Origin of the sequence: Desulfobacula toluolica Tol2, assembly GCF_000307105.1 — a bacterium.
Classification (GTDB): domain Bacteria; phylum Desulfobacterota; class Desulfobacteria; order Desulfobacterales; family Desulfobacteraceae; genus Desulfobacula; species Desulfobacula toluolica.
Window position 1 is genome coordinate 4,642,370 of record NC_018645.1, and the last position, 24,953, is coordinate 4,667,322.

The 24,953-nt window shown below is 43.0% G+C and carries 16 protein-coding genes and 1 riboswitch; of the genes, 11 read left to right on the forward strand and 5 right to left on the reverse strand.

The window, feature by feature from the left end; translation table 11 throughout:
* Positions 1–9 precede the first annotated feature (9 nt).
* Genes TOL2_RS21080 through TOL2_RS21095 form a run of 4 tightly spaced genes read left to right on the forward strand, consistent with a single transcriptional unit; the run spans position 10 to position 2,803 of the window.
* Positions 10–489, forward strand: coding sequence for a DUF2318 domain-containing protein (locus tag TOL2_RS21080; RefSeq protein WP_014959304.1), 480 nt, complete (start codon positions 10–12; stop codon positions 487–489).
* Positions 490–501: 12 nt separating this feature from the next.
* On the forward strand, positions 502–942 hold the full coding sequence (locus TOL2_RS21085) for a hypothetical protein (protein WP_014959305.1): 441 nt from the start codon (positions 502–504) through the stop codon (positions 940–942).
* Entirely contained in the window at positions 929–2,089 is a 1,161-nt protein-coding gene (locus tag TOL2_RS21090; RefSeq protein WP_041279664.1) for an ABC transporter permease, read from the forward strand. The genes TOL2_RS21085 and TOL2_RS21090 overlap by 14 nt, the downstream gene beginning before the upstream one ends.
* Before the next feature lie 18 nt (positions 2,090–2,107).
* Positions 2,108–2,803, forward strand: a complete 696-nt coding sequence (locus tag TOL2_RS21095) for an ABC transporter ATP-binding protein (RefSeq protein WP_014959307.1) — start codon at positions 2,108–2,110, stop codon at positions 2,801–2,803.
* Between the two features lie 108 nt (positions 2,804–2,911).
* Here TOL2_RS21095 and TOL2_RS21100 read toward each other — a convergent pair whose 3' ends face one another.
* Positions 2,912–4,501: a hybrid sensor histidine kinase/response regulator gene (locus TOL2_RS21100; RefSeq protein ID WP_014959308.1), complete on the reverse strand. Its 1,590-nt coding sequence runs from the start codon at positions 4,499–4,501 to the stop codon at positions 2,912–2,914.
* A 490-nt stretch (positions 4,502–4,991) separates the two neighbouring features.
* Here TOL2_RS21100 and TOL2_RS21110 point away from each other — a divergent pair, with 490 nt between their 5' ends.
* Positions 4,992–5,183, forward strand: coding sequence for an apurinic/apyrimidinic endonuclease family protein (locus tag TOL2_RS21110; RefSeq protein ID WP_041279666.1), 192 nt, complete (start codon positions 4,992–4,994; stop codon positions 5,181–5,183).
* Positions 5,184–5,429: 246 nt separating this feature from the next.
* Here the strand turns inward: TOL2_RS21110 and cobT are convergent, their stop codons facing one another.
* The gene (gene cobT, locus TOL2_RS21120; protein ID WP_014959309.1) at positions 5,430–6,491 is read right to left on the reverse strand and encodes a nicotinate-nucleotide--dimethylbenzimidazole phosphoribosyltransferase; all 1,062 of its coding nucleotides are present in this window, start codon (positions 6,489–6,491) and stop codon (positions 5,430–5,432) included.
* Positions 6,492–6,496: 5 nt separating this feature from the next.
* On the reverse strand, positions 6,497–7,801 hold the full coding sequence (gene thiC / locus TOL2_RS21125; RefSeq protein ID WP_014959310.1) for a phosphomethylpyrimidine synthase ThiC: 1,305 nt from the start codon (positions 7,799–7,801) through the stop codon (positions 6,497–6,499).
* A gap of 86 nt (positions 7,802–7,887) precedes the next feature.
* Positions 7,888–8,067: riboswitch (cobalamin riboswitch) on the reverse strand.
* Positions 8,068–8,302: 235 nt separating this feature from the next.
* On the opposite strand from thiC, the gene TOL2_RS21130 reads away from it, so the two are divergent.
* The 4 genes from TOL2_RS21130 to aspS all read left to right on the forward strand — a co-directional run bounded on the left by TOL2_RS21130 (position 8,303) and on the right by aspS (position 14,945).
* A complete protein-coding gene (locus tag TOL2_RS21130; RefSeq protein ID WP_014959311.1) occupies positions 8,303–10,030 on the forward strand; it encodes an aldehyde ferredoxin oxidoreductase family protein in 1,728 nt (575 codons plus the stop codon).
* 277 nt (positions 10,031–10,307) lie between these two features.
* Positions 10,308–11,603: a histidinol dehydrogenase gene (hisD, locus tag TOL2_RS21135; RefSeq protein WP_014959312.1), complete on the forward strand. Its 1,296-nt coding sequence runs from the start codon at positions 10,308–10,310 to the stop codon at positions 11,601–11,603.
* Between the two features lie 279 nt (positions 11,604–11,882).
* Positions 11,883–13,139 (forward strand): histidine--tRNA ligase, encoded by a 1,257-nt coding sequence (hisS, locus tag TOL2_RS21140; RefSeq protein WP_014959313.1) that lies wholly within the window; start codon positions 11,883–11,885, stop codon positions 13,137–13,139.
* An 18-nt stretch (positions 13,140–13,157) separates the two neighbouring features.
* Positions 13,158–14,945, forward strand: a complete 1,788-nt coding sequence (gene aspS / locus TOL2_RS21145) for an aspartate--tRNA ligase (protein WP_014959314.1) — start codon at positions 13,158–13,160, stop codon at positions 14,943–14,945.
* A 136-nt stretch (positions 14,946–15,081) separates the two neighbouring features.
* Here the strand turns inward: aspS and TOL2_RS21150 are convergent, their stop codons facing one another.
* On the reverse strand, positions 15,082–18,108 hold the full coding sequence (locus tag TOL2_RS21150; protein WP_014959315.1) for a PEP/pyruvate-binding domain-containing protein: 3,027 nt from the start codon (positions 18,106–18,108) through the stop codon (positions 15,082–15,084).
* 367 nt (positions 18,109–18,475) lie between these two features.
* Here TOL2_RS21150 and TOL2_RS21155 point away from each other — a divergent pair, with 367 nt between their 5' ends.
* Both TOL2_RS21155 and gcvT read left to right on the forward strand, forming a co-directional pair.
* Entirely contained in the window at positions 18,476–19,936 is a 1,461-nt protein-coding gene (locus TOL2_RS21155; RefSeq protein ID WP_051012491.1) for an amidohydrolase family protein, read from the forward strand.
* 421 nt (positions 19,937–20,357) lie between these two features.
* Complete coding sequence (gene gcvT, locus TOL2_RS21165) at positions 20,358–23,042, forward strand: glycine cleavage system aminomethyltransferase GcvT (protein WP_014959318.1); 2,685 nt, start codon at positions 20,358–20,360, stop codon at positions 23,040–23,042.
* 280 nt (positions 23,043–23,322) lie between these two features.
* On the opposite strand, the gene TOL2_RS21170 is transcribed toward gcvT, so the two are convergent.
* Positions 23,323–24,843, reverse strand: a complete 1,521-nt coding sequence (locus tag TOL2_RS21170) for a sigma-54 interaction domain-containing protein (protein ID WP_014959319.1) — start codon at positions 24,841–24,843, stop codon at positions 23,323–23,325.
* Positions 24,844–24,953: the final 110 nt, after the last annotated feature.

The following is a 24,953-nucleotide window of genomic DNA, read 5'->3' on the forward strand; positions in this document are numbered from 1 at the left end:
GAAACCATAATGAAAGTATTTCAGAAAACAATCATCGCCATCACCCTTTTTTCGATCCTGCTTTTGGCAGGTTCCAACGCATATGCGCTGTTTGGGGGCAAATTTAAAACTTTGACGCCCAAAGACGGGCATCTTCAGATTCCCATCAAACAAGTGAATGACGGCAAAGCCCATTATTTTCAGACAACGGCTGATGACGGACCCGATGCTGGAACCAGGGTGAATTTTTTCCTGGTTCAAAGTATGGATGGTGTGATCCGCGCCGCCATAGATTCTTGTGATGTCTGTTACCGCTCCGGCAAAGGGTATGTCCAGAATGAAAACGTCATGGTCTGCACCAACTGCGGCCGTCAGTTTGCCACTGACCGGATCAATGAGATCAAAGGCGGATGCAATCCTGCTCCTTTAACCAGGATGATCAACGGAAAAAATATTGTGATTTCCATGCAGGACATCAATGCCAATGCCTGGTATTGCAAGTTTAAGTAGGAGGCAGTGTCCATGTCATATGATCCTGAAAAATACCGGAAAAAAAGAGAAAAAGTCCTTGGCATAAAAAAAAAGGGATTGGGATTTGGCACCCTTGCAATGCTCGTATCATTGGTTATCGTAACAGTTTTAAGCATTGTGACTATTCCCCAGGCCATATCGTACATGGCCACACGCCATCTGGATGATGCGATTTTCAAGCTGGAATCAAATCCAGCCTGGCCAAAAAGTATCATTACAGGGATAAACGCCATGGACGGGGTTAAAACCATTGCGGATGACACGCACAACACCCGCCTTGTTGTTACCTATGATCGGCGCATGGTCAAGCTTTCCAACATCACGGCATTGTTTGAGCAGCAGAATCTGAATGTGACGCTGCTCAACCAGGTTAACCATCGCCAGCATCAGAACACATTGAAAAAAGAGGAGAAAGACCTTGCGACTCCATGATATCTCGTTGGGAAACATTAAGCGCAGAAAAGGCAAGATGCTGTTTCTTGTGATGGGGCTTGTGATCGGTATTTCAACGGTTGTCACCCTTCTTTCCATTACCGAAAGCATGACCCTGAACATTGAAGAACGGCTCAACCAGTTTGGTGCAAATATTGTCATGGTTCCCAAAAGCGAGAACCTGTCACTCAATTACGGAGGCATTGATGTGGGCGGAATCAATTACCAGGTTCAAGAATTTGAACAGGAAAAGCTGGCCGACATCAGAACCATAAAAAACAGCAAAAACCTTTCCATTATTGCCCCTAAAATCCTGGGGTCCGTCACGGTAAAAGATAAAATTGTTCTGTTGATTGGGGTTGTGTTTGAAGAGGAACTGGCCTTGAAAACCTGGTGGCACAAAGCAGCAGGAACATTTGCCAAAAAAGAAGATGAAATCATGCTGGGTTCCAGGGCAGCCGACCTGCTGGGGTTTAATGTGGGGGACACCGTACTTGTTTCAGGCAAATCCTTTAAATTGTCAGCGATTTTAAGGCCCACTGGGACTTCCGAGGATGATGCCGTTATTGCAAGCCTGGGCGCGGCCCAGACACTGCTGGGAAAACAAGGCAAGCTGTCAATGGTGGAGATATCGGCCTTTTGCCAGGGATGTCCCATTTCGGAAATGACATTGCAGATTGCCGAAAAATTTCCCAATGCAAAGGTTACTGCCATGAAGCAGGCCGTGATGTCCAAAATGCAGTCCATTGACATGTTTAAATCCTTCAGCCTTGGGGTATCCATTATCGTGATTCTCATCGGTTCTCTGCTGGTCATGGTCACCATGATGGGATCAGTCAACGAAAGAACCCGTGAAATCGGAATCTTCAGGGCCATTGGGTTCAGAAGGGGGCATATCATGCAGATTATTTTACTCGAAGCCCTGCTGCTGGGGATCATTGGCGGTATCCTGGGATTTGGCCTCGGGAATTTGATTGCCTGCAGCATAATTCCAATAGTGATCAAAGACGGGGGATTTGCCGGAATCAATTTGTCTCTTGGAATCATCTCCATCCTCATGGCCGTGGCTTTAAGTCTTCTGGCAAGCCTTTACCCCGCATTTAAAGCCAGCAACATGGACCCTAGTCAAGCATTAAGAGCCCTTTAAAACAGAAAGGAAATCAACATGACACAGATTAATCATTTGATCGAGATTCACGAATTAAAAAAAACATATCAAAGTGGCGACACAAATGTGGATGCCATAAAACAGATGAATTTTTTTATTGACGATCAAGAGTTTGTCACTCTCATGGGACAGTCCGGTTCAGGCAAGAGTACATTGTTGTCCATTATGGGGGGGCTCAATCATCCGACACAGGGAAAGGTTCTTGTGGATTCCCTTGACCTTTATGATTTAACCGCAGAACAGCGGGCGGATTTCAGGAGTGAATATATTGGATTTATTTTTCAGTCTTTTCAGCTTATTCCCTATCTGACTGTGCTGGAAAACGTCAAACTTCCCATGGCTGTCACGGGCCTGAAAAAAAATATCAAACATCAGATGGCCGTAGAGGTCATTGACCGGGTGGGTCTTGGATCAAAAGCCCTTCGCCTGCCGGATCAGCTGTCAGGAGGAGAACAGGAACGGGTGGCCATTGCAAGGGCCATTGTAAACAAGCCCCCCATTATCCTGGCGGATGAACCCACGGGAAATCTGGATTCAAAAACCGCCAAAGAGATCATGATGCTGTTGCAATCTTTGAACACTGACGGGCATACCGTTATTGTGGTGACCCATAACTCGGATATGGAAGCCTATGCAACCAGAAATATCAGGGTCATGGACGGGGAATGTTTTGTTGCGTGCAAACCCAAATAAAATACCAGGTCGCCTTTAGCATCTTGTCTGGCTTTAGCTCCTTGTCTGGCTTTATAAAACAAAATCAACCTAACCCAATATATCAACTTAAACAAATATACAATTCAATTATAATGCCAAAATGCCTGTTATCTTATCTTTCAAGTGTTTTATGGAAAAAGGTTTATCAAGCACGCTGGTAAAACCGTAACAATTGATTTCTTTTTCATCCATATCGTCAGGGTATTCAGTAATTAAAACGCCCTTGATATCGGGATCTATTTTTTTGAGTTCTTCCATGGTTGAAAATTCGCCCTGCCCTTTCCTGATATCAAAATCAAGCAAAGCAATATCAATTTTTTTATCACCGGCTTTAGCTGTTTTACAAATTCCAATGGCCTGATTACGGTTAGATGCGACAAGCGTTTTATATCCCAGGTGCCTCAACATCTGGGATATGGCATCCAAGAGCAATTCATCCTCATCCATGACCAGCACCCAAATATTGGTTTTATTCAAAACCGGTTTGGCCTGATGTTCAAAATTTTTATCATGCTTGATCTCCAACCCTTTTTGATTGAAAACCGGCAGGATAATATTAAAAATGGTTCCTTTATTCAAGGTTGATTCAACATTAATATGGCCGCCATGCCTTGTGATGATTGTCCAGGCAACACTCAGGCCAAGGCCTTTGCTTTTCCGGTTGTCCATGTGTTTGGTTGTAAAGTATGGATTAAAGACCATATCCAGATTCTCTCCGGGTATGCCGCAGCCTGAATCAGAAATAAAAATGGAAATTTGGGGATTTTTAGGACGGTGGTCCAGGTATCTTACGATAATATCAATTTTGCCGGCACCCTTCATTGCTTCAACCGAATTTTGAAGCATATTTTCAATTGCAACCTTTAACTGATCCGGATCTGCATAAAAGGGAACGGGAATGCTCTCCGGTTCAAAAGAAAAAATGACCGTCTCCGGGTAAAAATTATTTTCAAGGATCTGCCTGATCAATATTTCAATATCCGTCTTTTCCTTTAACGGTTTGGAACCTTTTCCAAACAAAACAAGCTTTGACGATATCCCTTTTGCCTGCATAACGCCTTTTTCGGCGTTTTCCAGATATTCTTGCGTTTCACTGTCAAGAGAACCCATCTGGGCCAGATTGATATTACCGATAATCGCGGTAAGGGTATTGTTAAAATCGTGGGCAACCCCACCGGCAAAGGTGCTGATACTTTTAAGTTTTCTTGATGTCTCAATTGTTTTATCAAATTCCCGGAATAATTTTTCGTGTTCTTTTTTGTCTGTGATATCAAATGCCGTTTCAAGGCGGACGATTCTATTGTCAGGCCACTCAATGGCTTTGTCAATAATCCTGTACCAGCGGTTATTGAGTGTGTTGCAAAATTCCCATTCATATGCTTCATCCGGTTTTCCATCGGGATGAACAAGTCTTTTGTTGGTGCAAAAAGAACAGACCCCTGTCTGATTTTTCTGGATAACCTGCCAGCATTTTTGTCCTTCAAGTACCACTGAATCATCATATCCCAATGTCTGTTTTAATTTTTTATTGGTATAGATCAATTCATGGGTCTGCATATCCGATACAAATACGATTGACTCCATTGAATCAAGTATAGCCCTGAAAATATCAACATCTTTTTCAATATTCTTTTTTGGTATGATTTGATCGTTTATCTGATTATATTTTTTTTCCATAATGCTCCCTGCTATATTCCCAATCGGCTTAAACAGACAGGAAAATTTTCAGGCGATAAGCGCCGATATTAATTTTATATATCAAAAAATCGCATTGTCATAAATTTTTCTATAACTGCCACGGGCAGACTTGGTATTTCATCCTGGTTTGCCCACAACAAAGATTGAAAGCCTCTGTATGAATTTTTTAAGACTTTCATATAAAATCATCTGGATTTTAATTAAAACCAAGTTTATACTCTGTATAAAAAAAATACAATCAGTAAAAACCCTTAATTTCAATAAATAATTTTCAATATTCCCAAAAAAGTTATGCTTAAAAATTTGGCTATATTTATTTTGCATGGGATTTTTTATAAAATCATTACGATTTCAAGATAGCAGAAGAGACGATATGCGCCTGAAAAAACAGTTTGCCCAGTGAAAATTCATGCATATATTATGAAATGACAGATTCTAACAGCAACCCAAAAATCATGGAGACATAACTATGACAACCCTGAATAGAATTTCAGCAGTTGATGCAAAAACAAGGGTGGATTCTGGTCTGTCCTTGCTGGTTTGCATCTATGACGATGAAAAATTTCATTCCCAGGCCCACCTTGAAGGTGCCATTCCCATGAGTGAATTTTTAAAATTAAAACCTGATCTTGGCAAAGACACGGACATTATTTTTTACTGAGGCTGAGTAGATGATAAGTCTTCGGCAGGTCTTGCCGTACAATACACAAAAGAAGGTTACACCAATGTCAGGTTTCTTGACAAAGGAATCAATGGATGGAAAGAAGCGGGATTTAATGTTCTTTAATTGCATACCCTGCCATGGCGATTTTGCCATGGCAGGGTATGCAATTCCTATTGGATTTAACTGATTTCAGAACGCATCAACCAAATCAACCGGTAACCCAAAATCATCAACTTCTAATACCTATTGGACATCATTGATTCCCACTTCTTCAAAAGTTTTGATGTCTGCAAGAATTCTTGTGGAAAGATCCAGAAGTTCCATACACAAGGCAGCACCGGTTCCTTCCCCTAATCTGAATTTCAAATCAATCAAGGGTTCAAGCCCCAGTCGTTTGTGCATGAACCGATGACCTGTTTCCACGGATTTATGACTGACAAAAAGATAATTTTTTGCCGCAGGTGCAAGTTCGCAGGCAATCAAAGCACCTGCAGTAGAGATAAACCCGTCGCAGATAACCGGAATGCCCCTGGCGGCAGCGCCCAGGACGAGGCCTGCAAGCCCGCCGATCTCAAGTCCCCCGACTTTTGACAACACGTCAACAGGATCATGGGGATCAGGCTTATGAAGGGCAAGGCCTTTTTTGATGACATTAATCTTATTTTTCAAGCTCTTATCATCAATACCGGTCCCGCGGCCCGTAAGTTTTTCAACTTCAATTCCGGAAAAGGCGGCAATAATGGCGGAAGAAGGTGTTGTGTTGCCGATCCCCATATCGCCGGTTCCCAACAGATCAACCGGCTCCAGAGCCTCAAGTTCATTTACGATTTCAATGCCTGCTTCAATAGACAAAATAGCCTCTGCCCGTGTCATGGCAGGTTCTTTTGTGAAATTGGCGGTCCCGTATCTGACTTTTTTATGAAAGATGGGCAGGTCCGGTGCAAAATCATGATTTACCCCTATATCAGCCGCTTTAACAATAGCACCCGCATGTTTTCCAATGACATTGACCGATGCCCCGTTATTGGCAAAATTATAGACCATCTGGGGGGTGACGTCAGCCGGGAAAAGACTGACCCCTTCCTGGGTAACCCCGTGATCTCCCGCACAGGTAATGATCCGTTTATTTGAAAGATTAACATTAATGGTGCCTTTTATTGCGGCAAGCCTTGCTGAGATATCTTCCATGATGCCAAGACTTCCAACCGGCTTGGCCTGATTTGCCAGCCGTTCTTTTGCCGAATGAAATGCATCCTCATCAAGTGTTTCATCAATGGATAAAATAGTCTGATCTAATAAGCTCATAATACTTACCTCTTGTCTGTAATATCCTTCTCAAATATTTCCATGCCTTTTTTCATGGCACAAAAATCCCCGCACATGGTGCAGGTTTCTTGTTGGGCAGGCGCACGTTCCTCACGGGTTTTTCTGGCAATTTCAGGGAATAACAGATATTTTTCCAGATCATTCCATCTCATGTCCCGTCTTGCCATGGCAGCCTGTTTTTCATTTTCCCGCCGGTCAGGGTATTTGGAAATATCCCCGATACGGGCTGCAAGCCGAGTGGCCCTCACGCCTTCTCTCACGTCATTGACATCCGGCAGGGCAAGATGTTCGGCAGGAGTGATATAACAGATCAGATCCGCGCCAAACCGGGCGGAACTTGCCGCACCAATGGCGGCGGTGATATGATCGTATCCTGCGCCGGTATCGCAGGGGATGGGGCCTAAAACATAATAAGGCGCATTGCCGGACATGCGTTTTTCCAGCATGATATTGCCTTCAATTTCGTCCAGGGGGACATGGCCCGGTCCTTCCACCATCATCTGGCAGCCCTGATTCCGACCGATTTCCGCCAGTTCGCAGTTGATGATCATTTCAGCCATCTGGGCACGGTCATGGCTGTCATGGATGGCACCGGCCCTGATCCCGTTGCCTAAGGAAAGAACGGCATCATATTTTTTCATCAACGCACACACACGGTCAAACTGCTCATACAAGGGGTTCTCTTTTTTATTGATATCCATCCAGGCCACCATATAGGTTCCGCCCTTGGATGCCAGACCGCCATAACGAAATCCCTGTTTTCTTAAGCGTTCAATGGTGTACTGGTTGATCCCGCAATGAATGGCCATAAAGCTCAAGCCGTCATCCAATTGCTTTTCAATCAGGTCAAACAGGTATTCAGGATCTAATTTTGCCGGATTTTTGTATTTGCGGATGGCTTCTTTAAATGCCTGGTACAACGGCACATTGCCCACAGCAAGATCGGTATTGGCCAGAACCGTTTGCCTTACGTTATCAAGATCCCCGGCGGCAGACAATTCCATTAAGGTGTCAGCCCCTTCTTCCTGGGCAGCCTCTGCCTTTGCCACCTCAAGATTAACATCACAGATATCTGAAGAGGTTCCAATGGAAGCGTTCACCTTGGTGCGCAGGCCGGTTCCAATTCCGGTAACCTTTTGCCCGGGGCGCTTGGGATTACAGGGGATAACAATTTCACCCTTTGCCACATGATCTAAAATAAAGGATTCAGACAGCCCTTCGGTCCGGGCTATAATTTGCATCTGTTTTGTGATGGTGCCCTGACGGGCATGCTCAAGCTGTGTTGTCATAGTTTCCTCGCTATAAAATCTCCTGTAAAACCCAAAAAAAGCTTTGCAAGAGATGAGTTCTTACAAAACCTTTTACCATCAGATTCTACAATGATTTTTACCTGGCTCGTCTTCTGACTTCCGGCATTAAACCTGTTTTTTTAGCCTTCCCGTTTTCACAGTGGCCTTTACAAAAAAAAACAGATGTTTCCGGTTACAGCGGCGGGACCGTCACGGAGTTTCACCGTGTTCCGTTTGCCAAGGCAACCAACAAAATATGAACACTTTTTATAGAATACGGCAGATGAAGTCAATATTTTACAAAAAAAATAATTTACTTTATTTCTGCTGGACTTGATAAAATGCCCATGTCATATAAAAGAGTGGGGTCTTCATTGAACAACAAAAGGGTCTTGTTGTGGATATGACAAATTTTTAAGCTGAACTGGAAAAAATCTCGCCAAGTCAACATAAAAAAAACAATTAATCATCATTTTTTATCAACCAGCCAAGGAGGAAAAAATGGGGAAATTATTAAGGGTTAACACCCAAAACAAAACCTTTGGGTTTGAACAAGTTCCCAAAGCTTATGCAGGTCTTGGGGGCCGGGCGCTCACATCCAAAATGATTCTGGATGAAGTGCCTGCAACCTGTCACCCGCTTGGAAAAGCAAACAAATTAATCTTTGCACCCGGCATTATGTCCGGATCTCCTGCCGCAGATTCAGGACGGCTTTCAGCAGGAGCCAAATCGCCTCTTACAGGCGGCATCAAAGAGAGCAACGCAGGCGGACTTGTTTCACAGAAACTGGCCAAACTGGGGATCACCGCCCTTGTTCTGGAAGGCAAACCCCAAACAGAGGGTTACAGCATCATTGTCATCAATAAGGATGAAGTTGAAATCCTTGATGCAGGCCATCTTGCGGGCAAGGGCAATTATGAGGTCATGGAAAATCTATGGCAAAAATATGGCAAATCAGTTGGAGTCTTAAGCATTGGCCAGGCAGGCGAACAATGTTTGAAGGGCGCAAGCATCCAGCAGGCCGACATGAACGGGAGACCGGGACGTGCCCACGGCAGAGGCGGTTTGGGAGCGGTTATGGGGGCAAAAAGAATCAAAGCCATTGTCGTGGATGATAAGGGTGCAGGACGTCTTGAAATAAAAGATCCGGATGCCTTTAAAGCAGCCAATAAAAAATGGGTGGACATGCTCAGAAAACATCCGGTTACAGGACAAGGCCTTCCCGCACTTGGTACGGCAGTATTGGTAAATGTCATCAATGAAGCAGGCACCCTGCCAACAAAAAATTTCAGGTCAGGCCGGTTTGAGCATGCCCAGGACATCAGTGGGGAAAAAATGGCACAAAACATTGAGCAAAGAGGGGGTATTACAACAGAGCCCTGCCATCCGGGTTGTGTGATCAGATGCTCCAATGTTTACCATGACAAGAAAGGCAAATATCTCACCTCCGGGTTTGAATATGAAACCATCTGGGCATTTGGTGCCCACACCACCATCAGGGAGCTGGATGATATTGCCATGCTGGACAGGATGTGTGATGACTTCGGTCTTGATACCATTGAAACGGGAGTTGCCATCGGCATTGCCATGGAAGGCGGCATGATTCCATGGGGAGACGGCAAGGCTGCCATAGATCTTCTGTCCAAAGTCGGAACGGCTGCACCAGAGGGTAAAATCATTGGAAACGGCGCTTTGTTCACAGGAGACGCCCTGGGCGTGGACAGAGTTCCCGTGGTAAAAAAACAGGCATTCCCGGCCTATGACCCGAGAGCATGCAAAGGGGTTGGGGTCACCTATGCCACAACGCCAATGGGTGCGGATCATACGGCAGGCTATGGGGTTACAGCCAATATCCTGGGCGTGGGAGGCACTATTGATCCTCTTAAAAAAGAGGGTAATGTTGAATTGTCACAGGGGCTTCAAATCGCAACAGCTGCCATTGATGCAGCCGGGCTTTGCCTATTTGTTGCTTTTGCCGTTCTTGACAACGAAGACGGGCTTCCAACCATCGTGGAGATGATCAATGCACAGCATGGCCTTTCTCTAACACCGGATGATGTTCTGGAACTTGGAAAATCAATATTAAACAATGAAAAGGAATTCAACAAAAAAGCAGGGTTCACACAAGTTGATGATCAGCTTCCTGAAATGTTTAACGAAACATTTCCCCCTCATAACACCAAATGGGATTTTTCTTCCGAAGAATTATCAAAAACACTCAGCTTTTAAAACCTGAAGCCGGATAATACTTAAAACCAGGGGCGGACTTTCTGCTCCTGGTTTTTTAGTTGTCATTCAATCACGGCAATTCAATCACGGCAACACAGTTTTTTCAAGATCATGATGTCTGGAATACGCCTGTTTAAATTTATTTAATGGATTTATAAAGCTTGTTTTGCTATAAAAAGGACAAAAAAAAGTAATTATATGTGTCTGAAATTTATCGTAATTTAATGGCCATGTAATATATCATAATATAACCCATATGTTCTGGAATAATAATAAAATGAAAATATATCAATATCCTTCCAAGAGTGCGGAAAAAAGAGTGAAAGATACCATAGATCGTGGTTTGGGGTTTTCAAAACAAGATTATGAGACAGTCGAAACCTATCTTGAAGATGTCAAAACAAGAGGGGATGAGGCCCTTGTTGAATATACCAATAAATTTGATTCAAGCAAGGTAACTGTTGAAAATTTAAAAGTAACCCCAAAAGAATTTGATCTTGCATTAAAAAAAGTTGATGCATCCTTTTTAAAGAGCCTTGACCGGTCCGTCAATCAACTGGAGTATTTTCATTCCAAGCAAAAAGAAAATTCCTGGATCGACACACCCAGAAGCGGTGTCATGGTAGGCCAGCTTGTAAAGCCCGTTAGCGCGGCAGGCGTTTATGCCCCCGGAGCAAAGGGTGGGAAAACTCCTCTGGTGTCATCCGTATTGATGGGAGGAATTCCAGCCAAAGTCGCGGGTGTCCCTTCTATAAATCTTGTGACCCCTCCCATGGAAGACGGAAACATCAACCCTCATATTCTTGCCGCAGCCCACAAAATTGGAATTGACTCGGTGTTTAAGGCTGGAAGTGCATGGGCCATTGCCGCCCTGGCCTATGGCACTCAAACAGTTCCAAAAGTTGATGTAATTGTAGGCCCTGGAAATATTTATGTGACCCTGGCCAAAAAAATTGTTTCAGGAACCGTGGGCATTGACATGATTGCAGGCCCAAGTGAGATCCTGATAATTGCAGATCAGGATGCCGACCCCCAATTTCTGGCAGCAGACCTTCTTTCCCAGGCCGAACATGATGTCATGGCATCTTCCATATTGGTTACCGATTCCGAAGATCTTGCAAAAGCAACCGTTGCCGCCCTGGAAGAACAGATTGAAAAATTATCCAGAAAAGAGATTGCAAAGCAGTCCATTGAAAATTTCGGTGCCGTCATGCTGGTGCCGGACATTGAAACCGGTATTGACCTTTCCAACCGCCTGGCACCTGAACACCTTGAACTTATCGTCAAGGAGCCATTTGATTATATCAACCGGATACAAAATGCCGGGGCCCTGTTTTTAGGCTCATATACGCCCGAACCCATGGGAGATTATATTGCCGGTCCCAATCATGTCCTGCCCACTGCCGGAACAGCCCGATTTTCTTCAGCCTTAAGTGTTGAACATTTTACAAAAAAAACCAGCTTGATTCATTATTCTAAGGCTGCCTTTAAAAAAGAAGCCGACGATGTGATACGGCTGGCTCAAACAGAAGGTTTGGGGGCACATGCCAATTGTGTTAAAATCAGAAAATAACTGCCATGGGCAAACCGGGCCTTTCAATTTAGTTTGCCCACAACAAAGATTTAAAGTCTCTGTATGAATTTTTCAAGACTTTCATATCAAAAACATTATTTTATATATTGACTAACACTCTGATTTTAATCTATAAAGGACGTTTGTTTAAATTTTGATAATAACTGCCGCGGGCAGACCTGGTATTTAACCTTATGTTTGCCCGCAGCAAAACATGAAAGTCTTTGTTGGAATTGTTCAAGACTTTCATATAAAAATTTTAGTGGTAAAGAAAAAACAATGCAGACCATACGAGGATTCAGAGATATACTGCCGGAGCATATTTCCCTTTGGCAGAAAGTGGAAAAAGAAGCAAAAGATTTATTTGAAGCGTTCGGTTTTAAGGAAATCCGGATTCCCATCATTGAAAAAACACATCTGTTTGCCAGAAGCATCGGAGAGGTCACTGATATTGTTGAAAAAGAGATGTACACCTTTGCCGATCGAAAAGGGGACAAGCTGACCTTAAGGCCGGAAGCCACTGCATCCATTGTCAGATCCTATATCCAGCACAAGATGTATGCCGCAGATCCAGTCAGAAAATTTTTCATGATCGGCCCCATGTTCAGACGGGAAAGACCTCAAAAAGGCAGATACCGCCAATTTTATCAAATTGATGCGGAAGTGTTCGGCATTGAATCCGCCTATATTGACAGCCAGATGATTTTTCTGTTAAACGAATTGTTTAAACGCCTTGGTTTAACAGGCCTTTCAGCCCATATCAACTCCCTTGGCTGCCCTGACTGCAGGCCGGATTTTCAAAAAGCACTCTTAGATTTTCTTGAATCAAAAAAAGACCGGCTGTGTGAAAACTGCTTAAGACGGATGGATAAAAATCCCTTGAGAATCATTGACTGCAAAGCCACTGATTGCCAAGAGGCTCTTCAGGATGCCCCGGCAACTCTGGATTATCTCTGCAATGAGTGCGAAGACCATTTTGCCACGGTTAAAACAACCCTTGAACATCAGGGGGTTGATTTTATTGTGGACAAATCCCTGGTACGGGGTCTGGATTATTATACCCGGACTGCCTGGGAAATTCAGACTACAGCCCTTGGTGCCCAGAGTGCCGTTGCCGGCGGCGGCAGGTATGACGGCCTTGTCAAAGAGCTGGGAGGCCCCCAGACACCAGGAATCGGATTTGCCATTGGATTTGACCGTCTGGTGGAGGTCATGGAACAAATTGACAAGACACCTCAAATTCCTGGCCTTGATCTGTTTATCGTGTCTTTAGGGGATGCGGCCATGGAAAAAGGATATCATTGGTCTTGTGAGTTGAACCAGGCCGGTATTCGCACAGAAATTGATTTCAGGGCAAAAAGCATGAAAGCCCTTATGAAAAGGGCAAATAAGTTCAATGCTCAATATGTATTGATTGCAGGAGAAAACGAACTGACACAAAATGCCATCATTTTAAGAAACATGAACACCAAAGAACAGGTTTTACTTGCCGTTGAAACCCTGGTTCCGGAACTGATCAAGATATTAAAAAAATAAAATAGAGGAATTATTGAAGTGACTGATTTGCTAGGAGATCTGACAAGGACACATCATTGTTGCCAGTTAAGGGACACTGATATCGATAAAGAAGTGGTCTTAATGGGCTGGGTACAGCACCGCCGTGACCACGGAGGGGTAATATTCATTGATTTAAGGGATAAAGAAGGTATCACACAGATCGTTTTTAACCCGGAACATTCAAAAACAGTCCATGAAAAAGCCCAGGAAATCAGAAACGAGTATGTTCTTGGCGTAAAAGGAAAAGTCATTGCGCGACCCGGTGATATGCTTAATCCGAATATGAAAACCGGGGCTGTTGAAGTGATGACAGATGAACTTTATATTTTTTCAAAAGCCAAAACACCGGCATTCCAGATAGAAGACCGGGTGGAAACATCGGAAGTTCTTCGTTTGCAGTACAGATATCTGGATTTAAGACGGCCCCAGCTGAAAAACAATATCCTGGCAAGGCACAAGGCCACAATGGCAATACGCAACTATCTGGACAATAAAGGCTTTGTGGATATTGAAACACCCTTTTTGACCAAAAGCACACCCGAAGGTGCCAGGGATTACCTGGTTCCGTCCAGGGTCAACCAAGGGGAATTTTATGCCCTGCCCCAGTCTCCCCAGCTGTTCAAGCAATTATTGATGATTTCAGGGTTTGACAAGTATTACCAGATTGTCAAATGTTTCAGGGATGAAGACTTAAGAGCGGACCGGCAGCCCGAGTTTACCCAGATCGATATGGAACTTTCGTTTGTTGATGAACAGCAGATCATGGACGTTGCAGAGGGCATGATCGTTGCTATTTTCAAAAAAGTATTGGATATTGACCTTGTTACGCCGTTTCCCAGGATCACCTATGATGAAGCCATGTCAAGATTTGGTCTGGACAGACCTGATCTCAGGTTTGGTCTGGAATTGTGTGAGGTCTCCGATATTGTAAAAGATGCAGGATTCAAGGTGTTTGCCAATGTGGTAAAAAACGGCGGTCTTGTTAAAGCTGTCAATGCAAAAGGGTGTGCCACTTTTACCCGCAAACAGATTGATGAACTGACTGATTTTACAGCCGTTTACAAAGCAAAGGGACTGGCCTGGATAAAAATCAAAGAAGATAGCTGGCAATCACCCATTGCCAAATTCTTTACAGACGAAGAAAAAGAGGCCTTAAGAAAACGGCTTGACCTTGAACCAGGGGATATTGTTTTTTTCGTGGCTGATCAGCCGAAAATTACAAACGAAGCCCTTGGCCAGTTGAGAAACGAACTGGCAAGGCGGCTTGAACTGATTTCCGACGATACCTATGAATTTACCTGGGTGACCCGTTTTCCCCTGCTGGATTATGATGAAACTGAAAAACGCTACCAAGCCCTGCACCATCCTTTTACAGCTCCCCTTGAAGAAGATATTGAAAAGCTTGATTCCGACCCTCTTGCCATTAAATCAAGGGCTTATGACCTGGTGTTGAACGGGATTGAAATAGGTGGCGGAAGTATTCGTATTCACGACACTGAACTCCAGGCAAAGGTCTTAAACTGTCTTGGCATTGATGAAACCGAAGCCAATGAAAAATTCGGGTTTCTTTTAAAGGCATTGTCGTCCGGAGCCCCCCCGCATGGAGGAATTGCTTTCGGGCTGGACCGGCTGATGATGCTGTTGTGCCGTGAAGACTCCATCAGAAATGTCATTGCATTCCCAAAGACCCAGAAAGCCACCTGCCTTTTGACGGATGCACCGTCCAAGGCATCGACTGCACAGCTTCGGGAGCTTGCCATCAAAGTTACTAAAATAGAAGAATAAAACTGATTTTTCAAATAAGAAGGTGTCTTGCCCGTTGCAGGCAAGACACCTTTTTTTTTAAAACAAATTGCTTGTTAAAGCCCTTGATCGATAATTATCTGTGCATTTTTTTTTAGAGATGCGCTTTTGCCAAAATTTAAGAATCAACAATGGGAATATCATCCATTATATCATCTGGTTCTTCTTTTTTGTATGGCATTAATACTGCCTGGGAGGTCTTTCCGTCCACAAGAATTTTTATGGGATTTTCAAATTTTATATGCTTCAGATAAGTTGTTGTGGTTTCGCATGTCTGACAACTGAAAAATTCATAATCAATAAAATCCTCTCCTTTATCTGATACGGTAATATAACTGATACCAAGAGAGGTGATATTCTGGAAAAAATGAGACCCCTGGGAAGGATCTGCCTTGATGCTTTCAATGGTGGTTTCCAGCATTACTCCCACATTGGAAATATCATTCCAGACAACCGGAATCCCCAGCCACCGGTCTGAAGTTCCCCACCTGCCCGGCCCGATCAGGACGTATTTTTTGTTATTTTCATTAAACAGGGCATTGATTTTATTTATTTCCGTTGCTATTTCAATGGTTTTACCTGGATCAAAGGTTGCAGGGTCCACATAGACAACATCATAGATATCCTTATATTCTCCGTTCCCAAGTGACATAGTGGAATAACAAAACGCATCCTTAATGTCATCTTTTCCTATTTTCACCTTGAGATTTTGTTTGTACCGTCCCATGGGCCTGATTTGCAGCAAGGAAAACTGTGCTTTTTGAGTCCCGTTTTCCGGTAACGTAACTGCAAATTCGATCTCAACAGACGCCCCCATCCATTTTCTTCCGATTTTGGTCACTTCTTCAAGAATGGAGGCCAGGGGAAAAGAATTGTATTTTAAAATATTGGCAAAGGTTAATATGGGAAAGCCTTTATTTGAAAAAGAATCTCTGATCCGGTTATCCTGGACATGAAAGGTGGAGGATAAACTCCTGACAACCGGATGATCGGTTGCATCATTTATGTCTATTTTTGCAATAGTAGGATCTTCAGGAGATTCAGATATGAATTTTTCATCATCCGGGAATTCATCAAGTTTTAATGCATAAAAATATTTTTGAGAGTTTTCAAGGATATCATTTATCATGGAAAACTGGGGCAGAAACTGGGGATATTTCGGGCAGAATCTCAAAGTTTGACCGCCTTCCATAACGATTTTTCCAAGGCCCAGCGCAATATAGCTTATGCCCTCTTCCGCCTTTAAATGGGATATGGGATAAAAATTATATGACCGGGCCACGCCTGAAATTGACGGGTAAAAGTACTGTTTGTGTGCCTTGCCGGTCAATTGCTGCAGAATCACGGCCATTTCCTCATCCTCAGTTCGGTGCATGGTGGATCTTGCATAAGATCTGGGTGCTTTAAGATAGGTGGAGGCATAGACCAGTTTGATTGCCATAATAAGCCGTTCCAGCCGTTTTTCAAAATCAGGATGTGAATTGGGAAGCATATAGGTGTTATACAATCCGGCAAAAGGTTGATAATGGGCATCTTCAAAAAGAGAGGAAGACCTCACTGCAATGGGGTATTTTACATTCCTCAAATAGGCTTCCAGGCTTTTTTTCAACCCTACCGGGAAACGGGCCTCAACAAATTGCGCAACAATATACTCGTCTTCCGGGGCATTATCAGGTTCAAGGAGCCGGGAAAGTCTGTTTTCTTCAATAAAACTTTTAAATCCTTCCGTTGAAATCACAAAAGTCTGTGGAATACTGATATCCACGTCAGGAAACTTGTTTTGCAAAGAAGGGTCGCGTTTTATCTGGGAGGCTATAAAGGCAAGTCCCCTGGCCTTGCCGCCAAGGGAGCCGTTTCCGATTTTCATAAAATCCGTATCAGAATCTAATTTTTCAGAATCAAAATCAATAATCTGACCCTGCCTGGACCCTTTTCTTCTGGCATGGATGCTTTCGGTTAAAAAACTTTTCAATTCCCGGGCATCTGGAAAATCACTTATCTTATAAGGCCTGAGCCGCATTGCAAAATCAAATTCACTTCTGGCCATGAACCACCTTGAAAAATCATTGTTCATGGCATGATAAACAATTGAATCATCGGGAATTTCAGACAAAAGCTTTTCAATGGCTCTTAAGTCCCTGGCCCTGGCAATTTCCTTTCCATTGGGCAGTCGAAAAACAAAATCCCCAAACCCGAGATAGGACACAAAAAAACTTTTAATTCGATTGTTTAAGTTGTTTGAATTCTTATTGATAAATACTGCCGGGATATCAAGAACTTTTTTCCTGTTACGCTCCTCCGTACTCAGGATCAATACCGGCAGATCCGGGATCTCTTTTTTGATTTTTGATAGAAGCTTATATCCTGCTTCTTCATCCTCAACCCCTTTTTTCCGGTATCGCATATCGGAAAAAACCGACAACAGATAAGGTTTGTATTTTTCATACAGAACCATGGCCTCTTCATAATTATGAGCCATCAGCACCTTGGGCCTGCCACGCATCTTTAACAATCTATGTTCTTCGTTAATGGATTCATCAATAACTGAAAGAGTCTGCAGTACAATCTGTTTATAAAGCACCGGCAAAAAAGAAGAATAATGATAAGGTGAATCCTCCACCAGGATAATCACCCTGACATTGCCGTTCTCCGTATCAAATGCCACATTCATTTCATCTTCAAAATTTTTGATAATGGCCAGCAAAAGGTCTGCATTCCCGCCCCAGATATAAGTGCGGTCAATGGCCGTGGAATTATCCACACAGATGTACTTGTCAATATCACAGGTATTGTGCAGCAGCATGAAAAAAGGCAGTTCGGAATATCTGGCCTTTACTTGCTCACCAAAGGTGTAGACATCCATTCCATCCAGGCTGGGCATGGCAAGAATCAAATCAAATTTCTTGTTCTCAAGTCGCCGGAATGCTTCTGATGCAGATGACACCCATGTAAGCCTCGGCGGTTTTGACAGGTTAAGTCCTTTATACTCATTGATAATTCTTGTTGACAGGCGGCCTTCTTCCTCCATGATGAATGCATCATACGGACAGGATACCAGGAGGATATCCCCCACCTTTTTGGCCATTAGCTCATGATATAATTTAAGGGAAGGAACTTTAATCGAGTCATTTGAATGATTCTTCATCTGTATAAACCTTTTTAAATGATTGATACCTTTTTAATTAAGGTAAACTTTTTTAATCTTAATTTATATAAAAAATAATACTTGAATGCAATGAAAGAGCGGACTTGGCTCAAGGTAAATGGCGTCTTATTTCTATACTGCCATGATTTATGATTTTTTTGTATAAATTATTGCTAAGACCGACGGCAGTCTCTTCTGGAGATTATAAGTGAAATATACAGAAGTTTGCAACTTGCAGAAAATTAAAAAATGATATTATAATCTTCCGCACAGTGGATTTATTGAACCAATAACTGGTGCGAATTCAAAGTACAGGATCAAACATTTCAACCGTTAACACATAAAACAAGTATTGATAGGAGGAGACATGAAATTGAGATTAGCTGTATTTATTGTTGCAATTTTCACAATAGCCGGATGTTCAACTCTTGAAATAAAATCAAGTTCTAATTTGGATAATGCACATAAAACTGCTCTGCTTTATGAAGAACTGATTGAAGGCAAATCACCGGATACAGCTCAACTTACCCTTTTTTTTTCCAACATGCCAAAAGGCGGAGACCTGCACAATCATTATTCAGGAAGTATTTATGCGGAAACATATTTAGATTGGGTTAAAGATGCCGGTTATTGGATAGACAAAAACACACTTTATATCAGTAAAGCAACTACTGACAGCAGTATTTGCGTTGATGAATTACGTTCCGACAACAAGCTTTATAGAAAACTTTTAACCCTTTGGTCTGACAAAGACTACCAGAATCATTACCACTTGCAGCCACCCCCGGATGCTAATTTTTTTAATACATTCAGTTATTTTGGTCCAATTTCTCAGCATTACAACAAAGGCCTGATGATTTTAAAAGACCGGGCCATAAAAGAAAATGTCGGTTTTATAGAACTCATGCTTAAATCAGTCGGTTACTCATACTCTGATAAAGAATTTAATGAAAATTTTGATGAAAAAATCAGGAAAGCCGCCGATAATGAAGCTGTTTCATTACTTCTTGACGTAATGTCTTCGAGAATAGATGCAGACAATACTTTTAAAGAATCGGTTTATGGATTCATCAAGACAGTAGAAGAAGCTCATAAGGGTGTGGATGATGATCAATTTATGATGCGTTATCAAACATATGCATCAAGAAACAGTTCGCCAAGCAAAGTATTTTCAGCGCTGTATTCAGCATTTAAGGCTGTTGATCAATCCGATCTTCTGGTAGGGGTTAATATTGTCGGCCCTGAAAATGGTGTGGTTGCAATCGCGGATTATAATTTACACATGCAGATGTTTGCATACTTAAAAAAGAAATTCCCAAGCGTTAACAAATCATTGCACGCAGGCGAACTTACACTCGGCATGGTGCGCCCGAAAAATTTAAAGTTCCATATTTCTAAGGCCATACATACCGCCGGCGCTCAAAGGATAGGGCATGGTGTGGATTTGCCTTATGAAGACAACGCTATCAAGCTATTGCAGGAAATCAAAGAAAAATCGGTCATAGAGATCTGCTTTACCAGCAATGAATTTATATTGGGGGTTAAGGATAATGATCACCCTTATCTGATATATTCAAAATACGACGTTCCAATAGTTATATGTACAGACGATTCAGGAGTTTCCAGGAACAATTTAACCGGGGAATACGTTTTGCTGGCAGCAAGATATAAACCAAGCTATGAAAAGGTGAAAGAATATGTGTACAACAGCATTAAACATTCTTTCTTTTCAAAAAGCGATAAAAATTTATTAACCGATTCGCTTGACGCTCGTTTTGAAAAATTTGAAGCTGAGATGTCCGGGTATTCCGATTTAATACTTAAGTAAAGAGTGCTGACAATTGCTTGCACAAATGATCCCGGGGTGGACAAAAACAAAAGCCGTTTTGCAAACAATCCAGCAGGCAAAAGGGCTGCAAAAATGGATAGAACAGTCAACCGGAGATAAACATTATGCAACTCCGGTTTTAGCTATACCTGGATGGTATATAAATACTTCTGCCAAACCGAGAAAATTAAGGATCAGCAACAAGAAAAATCTTGGTTTTCTTGCAAAAAAGAAGATTGTATTAACTAAAAAAACAGGTGGCTGTTATTTCATTTCAGATCGAAAAAATGTATCGTACCATAAAAGGTAAAGCTTATAATAAGAAATAAATGCAAAAATCAAAATACTTTTTAGCGATTTACGGGCTTTGGCTTGGATGGTATAAAAATTAAAACTTTTACTTGAGAAGGAAAAATCAGATATGTCTTCATTAAGCAAAACATTTTTTAATGAACAACACAGGGCACTGGGTGCCACAATGGTTGATTTCGGCGGCTGGGACATGCCGGTACAATATGAAAAAGGAGTTATTCAGGAACACTTGGCTACCCGTAAGAGTTCAGGACTTTTTGACGTGTCCCATATGGGACGGTTTATTATCAGCGGAAAAGATAGACTGCCATTTCTCCAGCGGGTGCTGACCAACAATGCCGGGGCTCTTGAAGTGGGCGAGAGCCAGTACACCATCATACCGGATAAAAACGGACATGCTGTTGATGATGCCTATCTCTACCGGTTTCATGAAGACAACTACCTGCTGGTGGTCAATGCATCCAACCGTGAAAAGGACTGGAACCATTTTATGGAACAGGCCAAAAAATTTGATGATCTTCAATTAAAGGATCATACCCTTGATATGGGGATGCTAAGTCTTCAGGGACCTGCCTCCAAAAAAGTCATGAATGCACTTATAGATTCTGGCACCCTGCCTATTCCCCTGAGAAACACCTTGAGCGAGGTGATGATTTGTGGAGCAAAAGTACTGCTTGCCAGAACCGGTTATACTGGTGATCCGCTTGGATTTGAACTCTTCATGGACAAGGATGATGCCGTTAAAATATGGGATCTGCTCCTGGCACAGGGGGTGGAACCCATTGGGCTGGGTGCCAGGGATACGCTGCGGCTTGAAGCTTCGCTGCCCCTGTACGGCCATGAATTCGGAGATGACCCGGACAATAAACCCATTCCCATTTTTGCCTGCCCCCTTGCTAAATTTGCCGTCAGCTTTGCTGCTCAAAAAGGTGATTTCATTGGTAAGGCTGCCCTGATTGAACAGTTCAGTGCATTGAAACGCATTGCGGATTTCGATTATTCCAATATTGAGGCCCTGCCCCGGGTTATTGTGCCGGTGGCCGTTACCGGCAAAGGCATTGCCAGGAACGGCTGTGAAGTGATGAAAGACGGTCGCCATGTCGGGTATATCACCAGCGGCACCATGGTGCCTTACTGGAGTACGCAAGGAGAGGGGCTTTTTTCCGTGTTGACGGAGAATGATGAAAAAAGGGCAATTGCACTTGCACTTGTGGATGCAGATGTTGTACAGGGGGATCAGCTTGAAATTAAGATCCGCAAAAAAATATACACAGGGGTTGTGGTTCCCTATCACATGAGAGCGGAAGCACCTCCCAATGCCAGAGCTATTGTCTGGAATCAACTGGGTGTGGAGGTGTCCCCGGCAAAGGCATCGCAGACAAAAGAAACACAGTCCGGCACAATATCAAAAACCGAATCCCTGATGTCAGGTCTTATTCAAAAAGCCGTGGACAACACCACCTGGCGCCAGTCCCAATGCATCAATCTCATCCCCTCGGAGCAGACAGCCTCCTCTTTTTCAAGACTGCTTTCCATCATGGACTCTTCGGGCAGATATGCAGAACATAAAAAAGTAAAAGCCTTTTGTGATCATGAGGTATTTTATTACCAGGGAACCCAGTTTATAAGTGAAGTGGAAGAGTTGCTGGTACAGGAATTCCAAAAATTTTTGGGGTGCCGTACCGTGGAAACCCGTGTGCTATCGGGTCAGATGGCCAATACGGCTGTGTTCAGTGCCATGGTGGATTATCTCAACCGGGTGGACAGAAAAAGTGAACAGCGCCGTATCCGGAAAATCATGAACAACCACATCCTTAACGGCGGCCATTTAAGTGCCCAGCCCATGGGAGCTTTGCGCGATTTTGTGGCACGGGACCCGAAAACCGAAAAGCCTGCAGTGGTCAATTTCCCGGTCTGCCAGGACAATTTGTACAAGATTGATGTACCTGCCTGCCAAAAACTCATTGAAATCCATCAGCCGGAGCTGATTATTTTCGGCAAAAGCATGACCATATACCCGGAACCTGTGGCCCAAATCCGCAAAATGGTAAAAGCCGCAGGGCTTGATACTGTAATAATGTATGATATGGCCCATGTGCTGGGGCTTGTAGGCCCCCATTTTCAGGAACCGTTCAAAGATGGTGCCGATCTTGTGACCGGTTCAACCCATAAAACTTTTTTCGGCACCCAGAGAGGTATTGTTGCGGGGAATTATGCTCTTGATGACCAGAGATATCCTCTGTGGGAAGCCATTGAAAGAAGAACTTTTCCGGGAAGCGTGAGCAATCATCATCTTGGAACCATGCTGGGTCTGCTGGCCTCAGCCTATGAGATGAATCATTTTAAAGACGACTACCAGAAACAGGTGATTGCCAATGCCAGGGCGTTTGCATCAGCCCTGGCTGAACTGGGCATTGATGTGGCAGGAGAGAAAGCCGATGGCTTCACTCATACCCATCAGGTCATTGTGAATGTGGGATATTCAAAAGGTCCGGAGGTAGCGGACTTTCTTGAGAAAAACAATGTTATTGTCAATTATCAGGCCACCCCGGAAGAAGAGGGCTTTACCGCCTCCGGTTCCTTGCGCATGGGCGTGTCTGAAATGACCCGTTTCGGTATGAAAGAACAAGATTTCCAGGTCCTTGCCCAATTGATTCATGATGGTGTTAAAGGGGCTAAATCAATCAAGGATGAGGTGATTGGCTTGAGAAAACAATTTACACAAATGCAGTTTTGTTTTGACAATTCAAAGAATCTTGAAGGTTTGATGGAAAAACTTCATGCATTGGCTTAGGATCTGGTTTGTCAGGGACATATTTCAAATCGGTCCCCCTTTCAGGAAAAATATAACCATGTGATCCCATTATCTAAAATCAGCATGACATGCTCACCAGATCACTGTACCGGTTCCGGACTAATGGAAGATTATCTCAAAAAGTCCGTGCCGGTGCAGTGCTGAATTTCGGTGATGCAAAATAGATTTGTTTTTAAAGCCTTTCAAACCGACTTGAAAGGCATAAAAATTATTTTGCTTTGCACCACAATTGAATCCTCATTGTTCCCGGGCCGGCATGCTATCGATACTCTTTATAATTGATACTATATTTAGCAGCCTTATAGGAAAATTTTCTAACAGTGATTCCAATGAGTTTTGATGCCTTATGAATATTTCCTTTGGTGTTTTTCAACGCATCCATGAGGATCTCTTTTTCAAGGTGGGCAACCGCATCTTCAAGGGATAAGGGAAGGGTTTTGGATTTGGTTCCGGTTTGAAGGGTGGCAGGAAGGTGATAGCTGTGGATGGCACCTTCATTACAGAGGATGACAGCCCTTTCAATACAGTTTTCCAATTCCCTTACATTTCCGGGCCAGTGATATTCCATCATCATGTCAATGGCAGGGGAGGTGATGCGTTTGATCTCTTTTCCATGTTCTTTTCTGTATTTTTCAAGAAAGTGATCGGCCAGCAAAATGATATCGGTTTTGCGCATTCGAAGGCTGGGAATATAAATCGGGAATACATTCAGCCTGAAATAAAGATCATCCCTGAATTTGCCCTGTCGGGACATCTCTTCAAGATTTGAGTTGGTTGCGGCAATGATTCTGACATCACTTTTAATGGGGGTGTATCCCCCTACGCGTTCAAATTCTTTTTCCTGCAGCACCCTTAAGAGTTTTACCTGTGCTGAAAGGGCCATGTTTCCGATTTCATCCAGAAAGACAGTGCCTTTGTCCGCTATCTCAAATTTCCCTTTTTTCTGATGGGAAGCTCCGGTAAACGATCCTTTTTCATGACCGAACAATTCACTTTCAATAAGGTTTTCCGGGATGGCTGCACAATTGATCTTGATAAAGGGTTTTTTGTTTCTATTGCTGTTATAATGGATGGCATTGGCAACCAGTTCTTTTCCCGTCCCGCTTTCTCCCCGGATCAAAACAGTGGCTGAAGAAGATGATACCTGGGCGATCATTTGAAGAACTTCTCTCATTTTATTGGAATTGCCGATAATGTTGGTAAAGCTGTATCTGTTTTCAAGTGCTGATTTCAGTCGTATATTTTCTGTTTTCAGCTGTTCTTTTTCAACTCTTATGGTTTCAATATTGATCACATGATGTGCCACCATGGTTGCCACCACAGACAGGAGCTTTTCGCCCTTTTCCAGGGATTTTTTCCCCTCAAAGGGTTGATCGGCACTGATGGCTCCTATGACCCTGTTGTCTTTTTTTATGGGGACGCAGATAAAAGAATAATCCCGACCTTCCATGACCTGCCTTGAATGGGTTTTGTCAAGGAACAGCGGTTCTTTGCTGATGCGGGGAACCACAGCCGACTCTCCGGTTTGAATGACTCGACCGATTATGCCTTCCCCTGGAAGATATTTGATTTTGCAGGTGGTTTCTTTAGAAATGCCATGGGCCATTTCAATTCTAATTTCACCGGTTTCAGAGCTGATCAAAAAAATGATCCCCCTTACCAGGTTCAAGGATTCAGACAGAACGCTTAATACCTTGAATAATGATTTTTTCATGTCCATATGCTGGTTCAGTGATTCACTGATTTCATATAAAAGTGATATTTCTTCAAAAAATTTCATTTATTTTGTTCCGCATACTTAAATTCATAATTAAGCTATTGATTTAAAAGTTATATTGAAATATTTCACAAAAAGAGGCCCTGTGGGAATATTATTGCATAAAATTTGAT